Origin of the sequence: Sinomonas sp. ASV322 (assembly GCF_030908245.1) — a bacterium.
GTDB lineage: Bacteria > Actinomycetota > Actinomycetes > Actinomycetales > Micrococcaceae > Sinomonas.
In genome coordinates, this window is sequence record NZ_JAVFJJ010000003.1 from 141,179 (window position 1) to 157,613 (window position 16,435).

Consider the following 16,435-nt stretch of genomic DNA (forward strand, 5'->3'; position numbering starts at 1 on the left):
CGCGTGAACCCGTCGGGGGCTAGGCTGTGCTCCATGAAGACCGCCCGCATCGTCGCCGTCTGCCGCGTCCAGCAGCTTCTGCCCGACTCCGGGAACGTGGGGGTCACGGCGATCGACAAGCGCCCGGTCGACGGGCCCGTGCGCGTGCGGCGGCTGGGCATCCACGGCGACGTGCAGGCGGACCGGGCGAACCACGGCGGCGAGAACAAGGCCGTCTACGCGTATTCGGAGGACGACGCCGCGCTGTGGGCTCGCGAGCTCGGGCGCGAGATCCCGCCGGGCTACTTCGGCGAGAACCTTCGTGTCGACGGGATCACGGCGAGCCGCGCCGTCATCGGGGAACGCTGGCGGTTCGCGGGCGGGACCCTTCTCGAGGTGACCATGCCGCGCGTTCCGTGCGCGACGTTCGCGCGCCGCGTCGGCGAGGACGGCTGGGTCAAGCGGTTCATGGCTTCGGGCCTGAGCGGCGCCTATCTCCGCGTGATCACGCCGGGCGACATCGAGGCCGGCGAGCAATTCGTCGTCGAGCATGTCCCCGACCACGGCGTCCGCGTGGGGAAGTGGCTCTCCGATCCGACGCCCGAGATGGCCGAGGCTCTCCTCGATGCCGAATCCGAGGGGACGCTTCGGATCGCGTCCGAGCTGCGCCCTTACATCGAGCGCGTTCTGGGCCGCGTCTAGCGTCTGTGCCCAAGCTCACGGCGCGACAGACGACGACGGCGAGCGGCGCCGTCGTGCGTCCTGTACGATAGTTGCATCCCCCACTGTGCCGGTATTCCCTCTCTCTGCCCAATTCTTGAGGCAGGGAAGCACGTGTAGGGGCCCGCAGGGGCGGGCAGTTTCATAGGGGAGTCCGGCTGAAGAAAACGCTGAGTGTGCGCATGCGGCGCCGAGCGCAGCGAGAAGTCCTGCCACGGGATTGAGAGAGCGCCGGGCTTCGGTATTGACCGACGAGCCACCCGAGGCTCCCCAACCCGAGGACACACCTATGTCTGAAACCCTCGACACCGCCATCGAACCTGACACCATCAGCGACGAAGCCCCGGCTTCGGAGACCGCCTCGCAGGAGGGCGAAGAGCGCGGCGTGCTCTTCACCGACCTCGGCATCGACGCGCGCGTCCTGACCGCGCTCAGCGACGTCGGCTACGAGAAGCCCTCGCCGATCCAGGCTGCGACGATCCCGCTCCTGCTCGAGGGGCGCGACGTCGTCGGCCTCGCCCAGACGGGCACCGGCAAGACGGCCGCGTTCGCGATCCCCGCGCTCTCGCGCCTCGCCGAGCTGCACGACGTCAACGGCCCGTCCCGCGCGACCCAGGCCCTCGTGCTCGCGCCGACCCGCGAGCTCGCGCTCCAGGTCGCGGAGGCGTTCACGTCGTACGCGAAGCACCTCGAGGACTTCACCGTCCTGCCCGTCTACGGCGGCTCCGCCTACGGCCCCCAGCTCGCTGGCCTCCGCCGCGGCGCCCAGGTCGTCGTCGGCACGCCGGGCCGCGTGATCGACCACCTCGAGAAGGGCTCGCTCGACCTCTCCGAGCTCCAGTACCTCGTGCTCGACGAGGCGGACGAGATGCTGCGCATGGGCTTCGCCGACGACGTCGAGCGGATCTTCCAGGAGACGCCCGACGGCCGCCAGGTGGCGCTCTTCTCGGCGACCATGCCGTCGCAGATCCGCCGCATGTCGAAGCAGTACCTCAACGATCCCGAAGAGGTCACGGTCAAGTCCAAGACCACGACGGGCACGAACATCCGCCAGCGCTTCGTCCAGGTGGTCGGCTCGCACAAGCTCGACGCGCTCACCCGCATCCTCGAGGTCGAGGACTTCGATGGCGTCATCGCGTTCGTGCGGACGAAGATGGCCACCGAGGACCTCGCCGACAAGCTCAAGGCGCGCGGCTTCCAGGCCGCCGCGATCAACGGCGACATCGCCCAGGCGCAGCGCGAGCGCACCGTCGAGGCGCTGCGCGAGGGCAAGATCGACATCCTCGTGGCGACGGACGTCGCGGCGCGCGGCCTCGACGTCGAGCGCATCAGCCACGTCATCAACTACGACATCCCGCACGACACCGAGAGCTACGTCCACCGCATCGGCCGCACGGGCCGCGCGGGCCGCAAGGGCGACGCGATCCTCTTCATGACCCCGCGCGAGAAGTTCCTCCTCCGCGCGATCGAGAAGGCGACGCACCAGGCCGTCGAGCAGATGTCGCTCCCGACGGCGGAGACCGTCAACTCGCTGCGCATGAGCAAGTTCGCGGACCAGATCTCCGAGACCCTCGAGTCCGAGGACGTCTCCCTGTTCCGCGACCTCATCGCCTCGTACGAGGCCGAGCACAACGTGCCGGCGGCCGAGATCGCGGCGGCGCTCGCGGTCATGGTCCAGGGCGACGCCCCGTTCTTCGTCGAGGAGCTCCCGAGCGTTCCCGACTTCGCGAAGCGCGGCGAGCGTGGCACCCGGGACGCGCGCGACGGCGGTCGCGCCGACCGCGGCCAGGGCGGCCGCGGCCAGCGCGGCCCCGCCGAGGGCAGCGCAACCTACCGTATCGCCGTGGGCCGGCGCCATCGCGTGCAGCCCGGCTCGATTGTGGGCGCGCTCGCGAACGAGGGCGGCTTCCACTCGAGCCAGATCGGCGGCATCGACATCCGCTCGGACTTCTCGCTCGTCGAGCTTCCCGCGGACCTCACGGGCGATCAGTGGAAGGCCCTCTCGAAGACCCGCATCGGCGGCGAGCTCATCAAGCTCGAGCTCGATTCGGGCCGTCGGCCCGCGCGCGACGGCGACGATCGCGGCGGCGACCGCGGCTTCGGCGGCCGCGGCGGGCGTGGCGGTTTCGACCGCGGTTCGCGCGGCGGCGACTGGGGCGACCGCGGGTCGCGTGGCGGGTTCGGCGACCGCGGCGGCTTCGGCGGGCGCGATCGTGGTCCGCGCGACGGCGAATGGTCCGACCGTGGTCCGCGCGGCGGCGACTGGGGCGGCGCGCGTGAGGGCGACCGAGGAGGCCGTGGTGGCTTCGGCGGGAGCCGCAAGGGCGGCTCGGGCTCGGGCGGCGCTCGCCGCTTCGGCGGCAGCCGCGGCTGATATCGCGTGATCTGCAGTGCGGGCCGGCCACTCTTCGCGAGTGGCCGGCCCGCCGTGCCTCTTGGCTGCCTCTCCTCAGCGGTTCGCCGCGCAGCGCGCCGATAGTTCCGCCGGATGGTGGGAGTTCCGCCGGATGGTGGGAGTTCCGCCGCAAACAACCCCCGTCAGGGCGGGAAACCGGCTGAACGGTGGGCCATCGGCGGCGTTCTGCCGGACCACACCCTGGGGCGGCGCGATTTGTTCAGAGGCTGGTGGCTCCGGTAAAGTATCTGTCTGTTGCCCCCCTAGCTCAGTGGTAGAGCGCCATCTTGGTAAGATGGAGGTCACGGGATCGATTCCCGTGGGGGGCTCTCTGAAAAGGGTTAGCGTTCACGGCTGTGGCCGGAACGTGTGGCCCTTTTCGTATGGCGGTGTAGCTCAGTTGGTTAGAGCGCACGACTCATAATCGTGAGGTCGGGAGATCGAGCCTCCCCACCGCTACGACTCAAAGCCCCGGTTCGCCGGGGCTTTCGTCGTCTCGAGCCATCCGCCTGTCCGGGCGGGTGGGGCGAGCCCTTGCGAGAGATGGGGGCCGAGATGCGGCGTCGGCGCGCGCAAGCCATCGGGGGAGTCGTGATCGCCCTGGTCGCAGTCATCGCTGTCGCGTGGGCGACGATTCCGACGCTCGGAGGCTCCGCCGTCGTACAAGCCGGTCCCGCCCGCCCCTCGGGGACGGCGGAGCAGGACGCGCCCGGGGAGCCCGTCTGGCCCGCGCCGCAGCACGTCGCCCGATTCGCCGCCATCGGCGACTCGATCACCTACGCGAACAGCCCCGATTTCCTCGGAGGCAGGACGAGCTCGCTCTCGTGGATCACGTACGCCGTCGGCCCGGAGCTCCGCTTCGTCGGCGGCTGGGCGCGGGGCGGGGCCACGACGGCCGTCATGGCGGCGAACGCCACACCGGAAGACGCGGACGTCCTCGCGATCATCGCGGGGACCAACGATCTCGCCCAGCAGGTGCCGTTCTCCGCGACCGCCGCGAATCTCGAGAAGATCGTCGCGACGGTTGGGACGAAGCGCGTGGTCGTCTCCGCGATTCCGCCGCGGAACGACAATCCGCAGGGCACCGCGGCGTTCAACCAAACCCTTGAGCGCTTCGTGGTCCAGCGCGGCTGGACCTTCGTCGACGCCGTTGCCGGTGTTCGGGACGGCGAGCGCTATGCCGCGGGAATGACCGACGACGGCGTGCACCCCTCCGAGCGGGGGGCCCGGATCATCGGGCGCGCACTGGGGCTTGCGCTCCTTGATCCGGTCAGCTGACCCGGCGGCGTCGGCTGGCATCCGCCCTCGCCCGCCCGTGGAAGCGTTTCCTGTGAGTGGCTCCCAGAGTCGCTGGTTAGGCTGAATCAGGTGACCGTTACCGAATCGTTGCCTGTTGCCCGAGTACAAGCCTCACGGCTCGGCCACGTTCCGGCGCTCGACGGGCTCCGGGCCGTGGCCATCACCCTCGTCGTGGTGTACCACGCCATCATGCCTGCGCACTTCGGCGGCGCGGGCGGCGTGGACGTCTTCTTCGTCCTGTCCGGCTTCCTCATCACGACGCTCTTGCTCGAAGAGTACGACGCGCGGAAGGCCGTGTCCTTTCGCCGCTTCTACTTCCGGAGGCTCGCCCGGCTTGGGCCGCCGCTCGTTCTCATGCTCGCCGTCGTCCTCGTCCCGATCGCGATCACCATGGGCCTCACGACGGCCCTCGGCGGCACTGCCCTCTCGCTCTTTTACGTCATGCCGATCGGCGCAGAATCCGGCGCGACGACGCTCTCGCCCTATGAGCACACGTGGTCGCTCGGGGTCGAGGAGTGGTTCTACGCCCTGTGGCCGCCTGTTCTCGTGTGGATCCTGCGGGGCCGCCGGCGCTGGGCCCTTGTCGGTGCCGCCGCGACCACGGGAATCCTGGTCCTCGCGGCGTTCGCGGCCGAGGCCCAGTCGGCCGAGGTCTCGTTCATTCTGCGGGCGTGCGGCCTCATGGCCGGATGCGTCGTCGCCGTCGCGATGCATCGGACGAACGTGAAGGTGGGCCGATGGGCCGGAATCGCCGGTCTCGCGCTGCTCGGCCTGAGCGTCCTACGATCGTCGATCGAGCCGTTCTCGACGATCGATGTCGTGAGTTCCGATCTCGGGACGCTTCTCCTCGTCCTGGCGATCGTGCGCGGCCCCGAGGGTCCGCTGTGGCGGGCGCTCTCGCTCCGCCCCGTGGCCTACGTTGGCCGCATCAGCTATGAGATCTATCTGTGGCACTACCCGGTCCTGTGCATCCTCGGCGTCCTGAACCACTCGGACTGGCTCGAGGTCGGCTGGATCGCGATTGCCGCCTCGTTCGTGCTTGCTGTCATCGCCCACCGCGTCACGCGGCCCGTTGCCTCGGCCCTGCGGTCTAGGATGGCGAGGTGGATTCCCGCCTGATCTATGGATGCATGGGCCTTGGCGGCCCGTGGGACGCGCCCGACTACGGGCCTGAGCACATCGATTCCGCCGCGGAGGCGGTCGAGGCCGCGCTCTCACTCGGCATCACACGCTTTGACCATGCCGACATCTATGGCCGCGGCAAGGCCGAGGCGGTCTTCGGCGAGCTCCTGGCGCGGGACGCCGGGCTGCGCGAGCGGATTCGAATCCAGAGCAAGGTGGGCATCCGGCTCGGCGAGGCGGGGGGCTTCGGCCACTACGACCTGAGCGGGCGGGCGATTCTCGACGGCGTCCAAGGCACCCTGCGGCGGCTGCGCACCGACTATCTCGACGTCCTGCTCCTGCACCGCCCGGACCCGCTGCTCGACCCCGCGGAGGTGGGCGACGCCGTCGGACGGCTCGTCGCGGACGGCGCGATTCGCGCAATCGGCGCGTCCAACATGTCGGCCGCCCAGATGGACGCGCTTCAGGACCACCTGCCTGTCCCGCTCGTGGCGGACCAGCTCGAGCTGAGCCTTCGGCATCACGCGTTCGCCGAGAGCGTCGTGCTCGTCAATCACGGCGACGGTGCGGGGGTCAGCTTCCCGCACGGCACGCTCGAGCATTGCGTGCGGGAGGGGATCGAGCTCCAGGCGTGGTCGCCGCTCGCGGGGGGCCGCTACACGGGGCGCCCGCCGGCCGAGGCGAGCGACGCCGACCGCGCGACGTCGGCACTCGTCGCCGAGTTCGCGGCCGCGAAGGGAGCGACGCCCGAGGCGGTCGTCCTGGGCTGGCTCATGCGGCACCCGGCGCGGATCGCGCCGGTCATCGGCTCCGCGAACCCGGTTCGCATCCGGGCGTGCGCCGGCGCCGAGGCGGTCGCGGAAGCGATGACGCGGGCCGAATGGTTCGCGCTGTTCCAGACGGCACGCGGCAAGCGCGTGCCATAGGCGGGCGACGACGGTCCGCCCTCAGGCGCGGAGCGGGTGCCCGAGGCCGGTGATGAACCTGGCGATCGCGTCCTCGGCGGTGGGAACGCCGAAAACCTGGGCTTGGCGCGTCGTGTCCGCCACGTAGCGCCCGGTCTCGAACCAGGCGAGCATCGAGCCCATGTCCCTCGCCATCGGCACGACGGGGCCGAGCACGCGGCCCGCCGTGCGCATGAGCCCGGACGGCCCGGAGCGAACCGTGATCGGCCGGCCGAGGAGCTTGCTGGAGATATCGGCGACGTCCCGCATGCTCACAGCGCGATCCCACCCGATGTCGATGCGCTCGCCGGCGGCGATGTCGGCGTCGACTGCCGCAGCGAGGTACGCGGCGACGTCCGCCGTGAGGACGTACGTGAGCCGGGTTCCGGGAGAACCGAACGACGAGAGCCGGCCCTTGGCGAACGGGTCTCCGCCGAACCTCAGGATGCCATCGAGGAAGGCGCCGGGACGAAGGGCCACGAACGGCACCTGCTGCTGCTCGAGCCGGTCTTCCATGAGCTTCTTGTGCCAGAAGTGCGGCAGGTCCGGCGTCTGGTCGCACGTGAGGATGCTCGTGAGGACGAAACGGTGCACCCCTGCCCGCGCGGCAGCGTCGGCGAGATTGCGGTTCCCGGTCACGTCGATCTCAGCGGTGTCGCCCTTGCTGTGGCGCGTGTAGCCGGCCGCCGTCGTGACGACCGCGTCGACGCCCTCCATCGCCCGCATGAGCGAGTCGAAGTCCATCATGTCCCCGGGGGCGATCTCCACGCCCGCCGTCTCGAGCCGTGAGGCGTCCGACGCCGGCCTCACAAGTGCTCTCACGCTCTTGCCGCGATCCTGCAGGGCACGGACGACCTGGCCGCCCACAAACCCCGTGCCGCCTACCACCAGAACCGGTGAACTGTTCATGGTCGGCTTCCTGTCGTTTTGCCCGCCCGTTGGCACGCTACGCGCGCGGCCGCGAGCCCACAAGGCCCGACGGAGCCAGTTCAGGAGCTGCGTCGCTGATCCTCCGAGGGCTTCTTGCCGCACCCCCACATGATCCGACTGGTCTTGGCGACCCTACCAACCATGCTCGGGAGAGGAACGGCCTTCCCCTCGCCTGTTCCTACATATATAGTATGAGCATGGGCACCTACTTGCGGCTCACGCCGGCGCTCCGGGCGGTCTTGACGTGCTTTTTGGAGTCGGACGACGCGCTGTGGGGGCTGCTGATCTCCGCCAGGTCTGGGAAACCGACGGGGACCATTTACCCCCTTCTCGAACGGTTGGAGAGAGCCGGGTTTATTGCTTCATTCTGGGAGGGCGACGCTGGGCATCGCGGGCCCCGGCGTCGCCTCTACTCCCTGCTTCCCGAGGGTCGCCTGTGGGCGGAAGAACGCCTGGGACGGTAACTGCCAAGAAAGTTGAGGGGACAACATGGGCAACTCGGAACGCAAAATCCGACGAGCAGTCAAGAGGACGCCGATCGAAGAGCGCTCGCGCTATGCCGAAGAGTGGCGACGCGATGTGGCTGAGGCCAAATCCGTGGGCCCGCATGCGGAGGCCGAAGTCAGCCGCGGGGCGATGCGTATGGCTACACACCTCAGGCAGCGCTGGTTGGGTCGGCTGCTGCTCGGTGGCTTAGGGCCGGTTTGGGCGGTTATCGGCTGGGCTGCGCTGGCTCTGTGTGCGCTTGCCGCATTCCTGTTCGGCGGCCCGGTGATAATCCTTGGCCTCATCGTCTTCGTCATCGCCGTGCTCGTCCTTTCCCGGGCGGGAGTCCATACATTCTGGAGCTATTTCGCGATGGTTGCCCCGGTCATCGTCGGGACGGCGGCCGCAGCCTTCGCCTGGTGGGTCTTGGGTCTGGCGATCGATGCGGCCGATGCGAACACGCCAGCACCTGAGATCACCCATTGGGGCGGAGCGGCCCTGAGCTTGATGGGGCTCTGTGCCATCGTCTTCATCACGTCTGTCATCTTCGCGGCCGTGAGACAACACAGAATTGGTCCGTTGTAGAGAAGCAAGAAGGGCCATCCCGCGGATAGGCTCCGCGGCTGGGGCGATGCGCGAATGTCCGGGATATGGCTTCGTGACCAAGTGGATTCTTGCACAATTGTCACATTTGCCCCTGTCGCAGGGGAATTAAATGTGTCCGGGGGGACCTGTGTGGGTGGCCCCCGGCAGCTCGATCTCGAGCGCCCGCTCGGCGACGTCGTCGAGCGCGCGCCGCACGGCGCCCAGGGCAACGGCCTCGCCCCCGAGCGAGGACACCTCGACGCGCGCGGGCGTGTTCGTGAGCAGCGGAAGCTCGGCCCTAATCTGGGGGAGCAGCCGGGCTGTCGCCGGCGAGATCGCGCCTCCGAGCACGACGAGCTCGGGGTTGAGCAGCGTGCAGAGGACCGCGACGACCCGGGCCATGCGCCCGCCGAGCCGCGCGAGGACCCCGCGGGCGGCCGGGTCGCCGTCGTCGGCCGCCGTGAAGACCGCCTCGGCGGTGACGTGCGACGGCGCGAGGCCGCCGAGTCCGCCCGAAGCAGCGGCCGCCTCGGCCCCCCACGCCCGCGCGAGCGGTGCAATGCCGTGCGGGCCGACGGCGCCGTCGACGAGCGCGAGGAACGCGAGCTCGCCCGCGCCCCCGCTCCGCCCGCGCAGGAGCCGGCCGGATTCGATGAGCCCCGCGCCGAGGCGCTCGCCCGCGAGGAGGACGGCGACGTCGTCGACGCCCTGCGCGGCGCCGCGCCACTGTTCGGCGAGGGCGGCGAGGTTCGCGTCGTTCTCGAGGAGCACGTGCCAGCCGTGCCGTTCGAGCAGCGCCTCGGCGAGGCCGACGTCGAACATCTCCCAGAAGCTGGAGCCTTCGGCAACGCGCCCACTGCGGTCGACCGGCGCGGCGACCCCCGCTCCCACCGCGAGCACGCTTCCGGGCCCGGCGCCCGCCGCGGCGAGCGCAGCCAAGGCCGCGCCGCCCACGCGGTCGAGGCGGGCCTCGGCGGTCCGAGCGCCGCGGGGGAGGGCACGCGACGCGGTGCCGAGGAGCGTGCCGCGGAGATCCGCGACGAGTGCGGTCGTCTTGTGGGCGCCGATGTCGAGGCCGACGACGACGCCGGCGCGCGCGCGGAACGTGAACGTCCGCGGGGGCCGCCCGCGCTGGGGACCGGTGCGGTCGGGGTCCAGCTCTTCGGCCCACCCGCGGCGCACAAGGTCCTCGCACACGGCGATGACGGTCGCCCGCGTGAGGCCCGTGAGCTCGACGAGCTCGGTGGCCGTGAGCGGTCCGCCGCGCCGGAGCTCGCCGAGCACGGTGCGGGCCGTCACGAGGCGAACAACGTGGGGTCCGACTGAACCCGTTTCGCTTCTTTCCTGCACGGGCTGGCAACCTCCTTGACGTGCTCCGCACGGCGTCACAATAATGGACTCGCGACTCTATATTTAGAGTCTAAATTATTCCAACCGAAGCCAGGAGTCCAGTGACTCCGCCCATCCCCAAGGAGAGCCGGTGCCCACGTCCGCCGAGACCGCCGCCACCACCACCCACGACGCCGACTGGTGGCGCCAGGCCGCTGTCTACCAGATCTATCCGCGCAGCTTCGCCGATGCGAGCGGCGACGGCATTGGCGACATCAAAGGCATCACGTCGAAGGTCCCGTATCTCAAGGCGCTCGGGATCGACGCCGTCTGGCTGAGCCCGTTCTACCCCTCGGCCCTCGCGGACGGCGGGTACGACGTCGACGACTACCGCAACGTCGACCCCCGCCTCGGCACGCTCGAGGACTTCGACGAGATGGTCGGTGCGCTGCACGAGGCTGGAATCAAGGTCATCGCGGACATCGTCCCGAACCACACCTCGGATCGCCACGAGTGGTTCACGGAGGCCCTCGCCTCCCCGAAGGGCTCTGCGGCCCGGAATCGGTACATCTTCCGCGACGGCCTCGGAGCGAACGGCGAGCTCCCGCCGAACGACTGGACGTCGATCTTCGGCGGCGGCGCGTGGGAGCGCGTCACGGAGCCCGACGGGACGCCCGGGCAGTGGTACTTCCACCTCTTCGCGAAGGAGCAGCCGGACCTCAACTGGGACAACCCGGAGGTCCACGAGGACTTCCTCGCGACGCTGCGCTTCTGGTCCGACCGTGGTGTGGACGGCTTCCGCGTCGACGTAGCCCACGGCCTCAAGAAGGACATGGACGCCGAGCTGCCGAGCCTCGAGACCATCCACCGCGCCGACCTGTTCAAGGACGGCGAGCACCCGCTCTGGGACCGCGACGAGGTCCACACGATCTACGCCGAGTGGCGCAAGGTCTTCAACGAGTACAACCCGCCCCGCACGGCCGTCGCCGAGGCCTGGGTCCACGCCGACCGCCGGGCGCGCTACGCGTCTCCCGAGGGCCTGGGCCAGGCGTTCAACTTCGACCTCCTCCAGGCCGACTTCGACGCCGACGTGTTCCGCGCGATCATCACGAAGAACCTCGCCGAGGCCGCCGCGACGGGCGCCTCGTCGACGTGGGTCTTCTCGAACCACGACGTCGTGCGGCACGCGACGCGCTACGGCCTGCCGAAGGGCACGGGCCGCCGGGGCGGTGGCCCCGACGGAACGGATTGGCTGCTCGAGGGCGGCGACCCGGCCAAGGTCGACGCCGCGCGGGGCTTGCGCCGCGCGAAGGCCGCGACCCTGCTCATGCTCGCCTTGCCGGGCTCGGCGTACCTGTACCAGGGCGAGGAGCTCGGCCTCCAGGAGGTCGGCCAGATCCCCGACGAGGATCGCCAGGACCCGACGTTCTTCCGCAACAAGGGCGTCGAAGTCGGCCGCGACGGCTGCCGCGTGCCGCTGCCGTGGGAGGCCACGCCGGCTGCGGGTTCGTCCTTCGGCTTCGGCGCGAACGGCGCGCACCTGCCCCAGCCCGAGTGGTTCGCCGGCTACGCCGCGAGCGTCCAGGCCGACGACGAGGGCTCGACCCTCGCCTTCTACCGGCGCGCCCTCGCGCTGCGGCACGAGCTCCAGGGCGCCGAGGCGCTCGGCTGGCAGGATTCGGCCGACGACGACGTCCTGCACTTCGTGCGTCCCGGTGGCTGGCACGTCGTGGCCAACTTCGGGACGACCCCCGTCGAGCTTCCGGCCGGCGAGGTGCTCCTCGCGAGCTCCGACGTCGAAGGCGGCAAGCTCCCCGGCGAGGCGACCGCCTGGGTCCGCGCCGCGCGCTGATCCGGTTGCCCAGGCCGAAAGGCCTTCCCCGGAAGCCCGTAGCCGTGTAAGCCTGACCATGACTCATGAGGAGGCAGTCATGTCGACGGTGGATTACGGCTACGGGCCCGGGGCCCGGCATCAGGACGTCGAGCTCGACGAGGAGAAGTGCTGGGCGCTGCTCGGCTCGTCGGGGATCGGTCGCTTCGCGTCCCTGCATGAGGGATGCATCAGTGTCTTTCCCGTGCATTACGTCGTGCTCCGCGGCGGCGTGTACTTCCGCACGTCGCGCGCCGGCGCGATCGCTTCCGCGGTCCCGCAGGAGAAGATCGCGCTCCAGATCGATTCCGCGTCTCGCGATGTCCAGGCCGGATGGTCCGTCCTCGTCTCGGGAGACGCGCGCCCGGTCGAGGACGAGGCGCTCGCGACGGAGCTCTTCGGCCTCTCGGCATCGGAACCCTGGGCGGGCGGCGTGCGCGACTTCTACGTCGGGATCGTGCCGAGCGGCCTGACCGGACGCCAGGTCTTCCTCGGCTGATTGCCGTTTCTCAAATCGCTTGACATACCCGGGTTTCCGGGAGTCCACTTGTACTTGGATCGTCGCGCTGGGGAGCGATTCGTCGAACCGTTCGAGGAATCAGGAGATCAGCTATGGCTGACGTCGAGTCCCAGCCTGCCCAGAACGCTGCGAGCGAGGCGCGTAATTCTGCCGGCGAGCGGGAGGCGTCCGCGACGTTCCATTCGTCGGCGGGGTCAAGGCAACAGCCGAAACGGTCCGGGATCACGTGGTGGGAAGCCTGCGGCGGCTGGAACTCGAGGTACGCGCTGAGCATGTGAGCCTCGGCGTCTCTCGGAATGCGGAATAGGACGAGGGCGCGCGTGCGGGATACCGTTGACCCATGACGTCATTGACCGCCGCCGATTCTTCACGCCCCGCCCGCGCTGATTCCTCCCGCCCAGCCCGCGCCGTGAACCCCGAGATCGCCCGCTCGTGGCTGCTGGTCAACGCGATGCGGGCCGAGACGTTCAACGAGGCGTCCTCATCCCGCGCGGACGCCGTCATCCTCGACATCGAGGACGCCGTCGACCCGTCGCACAAGGACGAGGCGCGAGAGAACGTCATCCGCTGGATGCAGGCCGGCGGCCAGGCATGGGTCCGCGTCAATGACGCGACGAGCCCGTTCTGGGCGGACGACCTGGCGGGCCTGCGCGGCACCCCCGGCCTCCTCGGCGTCATGCTCGCGAAGACCGAGTCTTCGGACCAGGTGACCGAGAGCTTCCACCGCATGGACGGCAAGGTCCCGGTCATCCCGCTCGTCGAATCGGCGGTCGGGATCGAGGAGGCCAACAACATCGCGAAGGCGCAGGGCGCGTTCCGCCTCGCGTTCGGCTCGGGCGATTTCCGCCGCGACACGGGGATGGCCGCGACCCCTGAGGCCATGGCGTACCCCCGGGCCAAGCTCGTCGTCGCGAGCCGCGTCGGGAACCTGCCGGGGCCGATCGACGGCCCGACGGTCGGGACCAACCACCCGATCCTGCGCGAGCAGAGCGCGATCACCGTCATGATGGGCATGACGGGCAAGCTGTGCCTCGCGATCGACCAGACCGCGGTCATCAACGAGGTCATCAGCCCGACCCCGAGCGACGTCGCGTGGGCGTCCGACTTCATGCGCGACTTCGAGGCCAACGGCCGCGTCATCCGGGATGGCTCGGACCTGCCCCGCCTCGGCCGCGCGGAGAAGATCATGAAGCTCGCGACCGCTTTCGGCGTCCGGCCCGCGTGAGCTTCACGTGCTCGACTGGGAGAACGCCTCGCCGCTCTACAAGGGGTTCGTGCTGTCCGGCATGGCCTTCTTGGCCGTCGGCCTGATCCTCAACATCACGGCGAATCTCGCCCACATCCCGTGGCTCCTGTACGCGTCGATGGCGATCATCGGCGTCGGCCTCGTGGCGCATCTCGTGGGCCTCGGGATCCGCTCGCGCGATGCGCGTCGCAGGCTTCGCGCGCAGGAGCCACCCAAGGGCCGCTAGGCTACTGGCCATGGCCATCAACCCCGACCTCCAGGGCCGCGTGTACCCGCCCGCCGAGGTGTACGACGTCGCCCGCGAGAAGATCCGCGAATTCGCACGAGCCGTCAAGGCCGAGCACTCCGCCCATTTCGACGTCGACGCCGCCGCCGCGCTCGGCTACACCGACCTCGTGGCCCCGCCGTCGTTCGCGATCATCGTTGCCCAGCGCGCCGACGCGCAGCTCATCGCTGACCCCGAATCCGGCATCGACTTCTCGCGCGTTGTCCACGCGGAGCAGCGCTTCACACATCACCGCCCGATCGTCGCGGGGGACCGCCTCACGGCCGAGCTCCACGTCGACCAGGTCCGTGCGATGGGCGGAGGAGCGATGATCACGACTCGCGCCGAGATCTCGAGCGAGTCCGGCGAGAAGGTCGCCACCACGACGTCGTCCATCCTGGTCCGAGGGGAGGGCCAGTGATGGCCGCGCAGAGTGCAGCAGTGCCCGTGTTCGACGCGCTCGAGACGGGCCTCGAGATCGGCCGGCGCGAGATCGCCGTGACCCGTTCGGACCTCGTGAAGTACGCGGGCGCATCGGGTGACTTCAACCCGATCCACTGGAACAACGACTTCGCAGTGGCCGTCGAGCTTCCGGGCGTCATCGCCCACGGCATGTTCACGATGGGCGCGGCCGTCCAGCTCGTCGTCGACTGGGCGGGCGATCCCGGACGCGTGGTCGATTACCAGACCCGCTTCACGAAGCCAGTCCCCGTCGCGGACACGACCGGGACGGACGAGCCGGGCGCGGTCCTCGAGGTCGTCGGCACGATCGGGGCGATCGACGCCGAGGCCCGGACCGCCCGCGTGGACCTCGCCGTGACGAATGCCGGCCAGCGCGTCCTCATGAAGGCCCAGGCCGTCGTCCGGCTTGCGTGACACACCGCTTCGGAAGGTACGGTCTACGCCCGAGGCGCCGTCCGCCGTCGTCCGACTAGGCTAGTCTCCGTGAGCCAGACCCTTCTCTCCTCCCTGACGACCTCCGGCGTGGGCGGGCCTGCGGCCCGCTTCGAGGAGGCCCGCACCGAGGCGGAGATCATCGACGCCGTGCGGACGGCGGATGACGCCGGGGAGCAGCTCCTCATCATCGGCGGCGGATCGAACCTTGTCGTGTCCGACGACGGGTACCCCGGAACCGTCCTGAGGATCGCCACGGAGGGGCTCGCCGTGAATTCGGCGGACGCGTGCGGCGGCGTCTCGGTCGCGGTCCAGGCGGGGCACGTGTGGGACGACTTCGTCGAGCACGCCGTCCGGCACGCGTGGAGCGGTGTCGAGGCCCTCTCGGGGATTCCGGGTTCGGCGGGGGCCACTCCCGTGCAGAACGTCGGCGCCTACGGCGCGGACGTCGCGCAGACCATCTGGCAGGTGCGCACCTATGATCGCGTGGCGCGCGCCGTCAGGACCTTCGTCCCGTCCGAGCTTGCGTTCGGCTACCGGGATTCGCTCCTCAAGCAGACGACGGCGGCTGGCTCGCCCAGGTTTGTCGTCCTCTCGGTCGAGTTCCAGCTCCCCCTCGGGCGCATGAGCGCGCCCGTGCGGTACGCCGAGCTCGCACGGGCGCTCGGCGTCGAGCCGGGGGAGCGCGCCTCGGCGCTTGACGTGCGGCGCGAGGTGCTGCGCCTCCGCGCCTCCAAGGGCATGGTCCTCGATCCCGAGGACCGCGACACGTTCTCGACCGGTTCGTTCTTCACGAACCCGATCCTTGCCGTCGAGGACGCCGGGGTCCTGCCGGAGGGTGCGCCGAGGTACCCGGCCGGCGATGGGCTGGTCAAGACGTCGGCCGCGTGGCTCATCGAGCATGCGGGATTCCCGAAGGGGTACGGCCTCGCGCCGGACAGCGTCACGGGCGGCCGCGCGTCCCTCTCGACGAAGCACACGCTCGCGCTCACGAACCGCGGCGGCGCCACGGCCAAGGATCTGCTCGCGCTCGCGCGCGAAGTGCGGGACGGAGTGCGTGCGCGGTTCGGGATCCAGCTCACGAACGAGCCGCTCCTCATCGGGATCGAGCTGTGAGCGCGGCCGCCGAGCCCGGAGCCGGCAAGGGCGGCGCGCAGCGCGAGCGCGCGCTCTTCCGTCACGACGTGGCCGCGGCGGCGGTTCGGCTGTATGCCGAGCAGGGGTACGAGGCGACGAGTGCCGAGCAGGTTGCGGCTGCGGCCGGCCTCTCGCGCAGCACGTTCTTCCGGCAGTTCCGCTCGAAGGAGGACGTCGTCTTCGCCGACCACGACGCGCTCCTCGAGGAGGCAGAGGCGTTTCTCGCGCAGCGGCACGAGGATCCGTGGGAGGCCGTGTGTCAGGCCGCCGAGCTCGTGTTCGCCCATTTCGACGAGCAGCGCGAATTGGCACAGCTGCGCTACCAAGTGGTCAACCGGGAGCCGAGCCTCCGGGACAAGGAACTCGTCACGACGTTCCGCTACGAGCGGCTCTTCCGGCGCTATCTGCGCTCGGCCGTCGCGGGCATCGAGCCGCTCGACGCCGTGCGCTTCGCGGCCACGGTCATCGCGACCCACAACTACCTTCTCCGGGGCCTCATGCTCGGAGAGCCGGGCTCCGACGTCGCACGCCTGCGCAGCGAGCTCGACGGAGTGAAGCGGCTCTACCGGGTTGGTTCGGGCAGTGCGGACGACGTCGTCGTCGCCGTCTTCCCGCGCTCGATGCCGTCCGCCGATGTCGCGCGCCGGGTCAGGGAAGCCCTCGAGCACCCGGTCTGAGATTCAGTCTCGCTTGACGTGAGACTGAGTTTCAGGA

The 16,435-nt window shown here is 70.0% G+C and carries 18 protein-coding genes and 2 tRNA genes; 18 read left to right on the top strand and 2 right to left on the bottom strand.

Annotated features, from left to right (window positions below):
- The first annotated feature begins 33 nt into the window (after positions 1-33).
- The 7 genes from RBS12_RS05395 (at position 34) to RBS12_RS05425 (ending at position 6,441) form a co-directional block, all read left to right on the top strand.
- Positions 34-681, top strand: a complete 648-nt coding sequence (locus RBS12_RS05395) for an MOSC domain-containing protein (RefSeq protein ID WP_307965053.1) — start codon at positions 34-36, stop codon at positions 679-681.
- Between the two features lie 307 nt (positions 682-988).
- The gene (locus tag RBS12_RS05400; protein ID WP_307965054.1) at positions 989-3,073 is read left to right on the top strand and encodes a DEAD/DEAH box helicase; all 2,085 of its coding nucleotides are present in this window, start codon (positions 989-991) and stop codon (positions 3,071-3,073) included.
- A gap of 278 nt (positions 3,074-3,351) precedes the next feature.
- Positions 3,352-3,423: transfer RNA gene (locus RBS12_RS05405), tRNA-Thr, on the top strand.
- A gap of 56 nt (positions 3,424-3,479) precedes the next feature.
- Positions 3,480-3,553: transfer RNA gene (locus tag RBS12_RS05410), tRNA-Met, on the top strand.
- 132 nt (positions 3,554-3,685) lie between these two features.
- Positions 3,686-4,372 carry an SGNH/GDSL hydrolase family protein gene (locus RBS12_RS05415; RefSeq protein ID WP_307965055.1) on the top strand — a complete coding sequence of 229 codons (687 nt, stop codon included), beginning with the start codon at positions 3,686-3,688 and terminating at the stop codon, positions 4,370-4,372.
- A gap of 90 nt (positions 4,373-4,462) precedes the next feature.
- Positions 4,463-5,512, top strand: coding sequence for an acyltransferase (locus RBS12_RS05420; protein ID WP_307965056.1), 1,050 nt, complete (start codon positions 4,463-4,465; stop codon positions 5,510-5,512).
- An 11-nt stretch (positions 5,513-5,523) separates the two neighbouring features.
- Positions 5,524-6,441 (top strand): aldo/keto reductase, encoded by a 918-nt coding sequence (locus RBS12_RS05425; protein WP_307965286.1) that lies wholly within the window; start codon positions 5,524-5,526, stop codon positions 6,439-6,441.
- A gap of 21 nt (positions 6,442-6,462) precedes the next feature.
- On the opposite strand, the gene RBS12_RS05430 is transcribed toward RBS12_RS05425, so the two are convergent.
- Positions 6,463-7,368 carry an NAD(P)H-binding protein gene (locus RBS12_RS05430; protein ID WP_307965057.1) on the bottom strand — a complete coding sequence of 302 codons (906 nt, stop codon included), beginning with the start codon at positions 7,366-7,368 and terminating at the stop codon, positions 6,463-6,465.
- A 218-nt stretch (positions 7,369-7,586) separates the two neighbouring features.
- On the opposite strand from RBS12_RS05430, the gene RBS12_RS20210 reads away from it, so the two are divergent.
- Positions 7,587-7,853: a PadR family transcriptional regulator gene (locus tag RBS12_RS20210; protein ID WP_373886480.1), complete on the top strand. Its 267-nt coding sequence runs from the start codon at positions 7,587-7,589 to the stop codon at positions 7,851-7,853.
- A 25-nt stretch (positions 7,854-7,878) separates the two neighbouring features.
- The gene (locus RBS12_RS05435; protein WP_307965058.1) at positions 7,879-8,460 is read left to right on the top strand and encodes a hypothetical protein; all 582 of its coding nucleotides are present in this window, start codon (positions 7,879-7,881) and stop codon (positions 8,458-8,460) included.
- A gap of 126 nt (positions 8,461-8,586) precedes the next feature.
- On the opposite strand, the gene RBS12_RS05440 is transcribed toward RBS12_RS05435, so the two are convergent.
- Entirely contained in the window at positions 8,587-9,810 is a 1,224-nt protein-coding gene (locus tag RBS12_RS05440) for an ROK family transcriptional regulator (RefSeq protein ID WP_307965059.1), read from the bottom strand.
- Between the two features lie 130 nt (positions 9,811-9,940).
- On the opposite strand from RBS12_RS05440, the gene RBS12_RS05445 reads away from it, so the two are divergent.
- The 9 genes from RBS12_RS05445 to RBS12_RS05485 all read left to right on the top strand — a co-directional run bounded on the left by RBS12_RS05445 (position 9,941) and on the right by RBS12_RS05485 (position 16,398).
- Positions 9,941-11,641 carry a glycoside hydrolase family 13 protein gene (locus tag RBS12_RS05445; protein ID WP_307965060.1) on the top strand — a complete coding sequence of 567 codons (1,701 nt, stop codon included), beginning with the start codon at positions 9,941-9,943 and terminating at the stop codon, positions 11,639-11,641.
- 79 nt (positions 11,642-11,720) lie between these two features.
- A complete protein-coding gene (locus tag RBS12_RS05450; RefSeq protein ID WP_307965061.1) occupies positions 11,721-12,158 on the top strand; it encodes a pyridoxamine 5'-phosphate oxidase family protein in 438 nt (145 codons plus the stop codon).
- 113 nt (positions 12,159-12,271) lie between these two features.
- Positions 12,272-12,457, top strand: a complete 186-nt coding sequence (locus tag RBS12_RS05455) for a hypothetical protein (protein WP_307965062.1) — start codon at positions 12,272-12,274, stop codon at positions 12,455-12,457.
- Positions 12,458-12,519: 62 nt separating this feature from the next.
- Positions 12,520-13,404, top strand: coding sequence for a CoA ester lyase (locus tag RBS12_RS05460; RefSeq protein WP_307965063.1), 885 nt, complete (start codon positions 12,520-12,522; stop codon positions 13,402-13,404).
- Between the two features lie 7 nt (positions 13,405-13,411).
- On the top strand, positions 13,412-13,651 hold the full coding sequence (locus tag RBS12_RS05465) for a hypothetical protein (protein WP_307965064.1): 240 nt from the start codon (positions 13,412-13,414) through the stop codon (positions 13,649-13,651).
- Between the two features lie 10 nt (positions 13,652-13,661).
- Entirely contained in the window at positions 13,662-14,111 is a 450-nt protein-coding gene (locus RBS12_RS05470) for a MaoC family dehydratase N-terminal domain-containing protein (RefSeq protein WP_307965065.1), read from the top strand.
- On the top strand, positions 14,111-14,566 hold the full coding sequence (locus RBS12_RS05475; RefSeq protein ID WP_307965066.1) for a MaoC/PaaZ C-terminal domain-containing protein: 456 nt from the start codon (positions 14,111-14,113) through the stop codon (positions 14,564-14,566). Before RBS12_RS05470 ends, RBS12_RS05475 begins: the two co-directional genes overlap by 1 nt.
- Before the next feature lie 69 nt (positions 14,567-14,635).
- Positions 14,636-15,700, top strand: a complete 1,065-nt coding sequence (locus RBS12_RS05480; protein ID WP_307965067.1) for a UDP-N-acetylmuramate dehydrogenase — start codon at positions 14,636-14,638, stop codon at positions 15,698-15,700.
- Positions 15,697-16,398 (top strand): helix-turn-helix domain-containing protein, encoded by a 702-nt coding sequence (locus tag RBS12_RS05485; protein ID WP_307965068.1) that lies wholly within the window; start codon positions 15,697-15,699, stop codon positions 16,396-16,398. The genes RBS12_RS05480 and RBS12_RS05485 overlap by 4 nt, the downstream gene beginning before the upstream one ends.
- Positions 16,399-16,435: the final 37 nt, after the last annotated feature.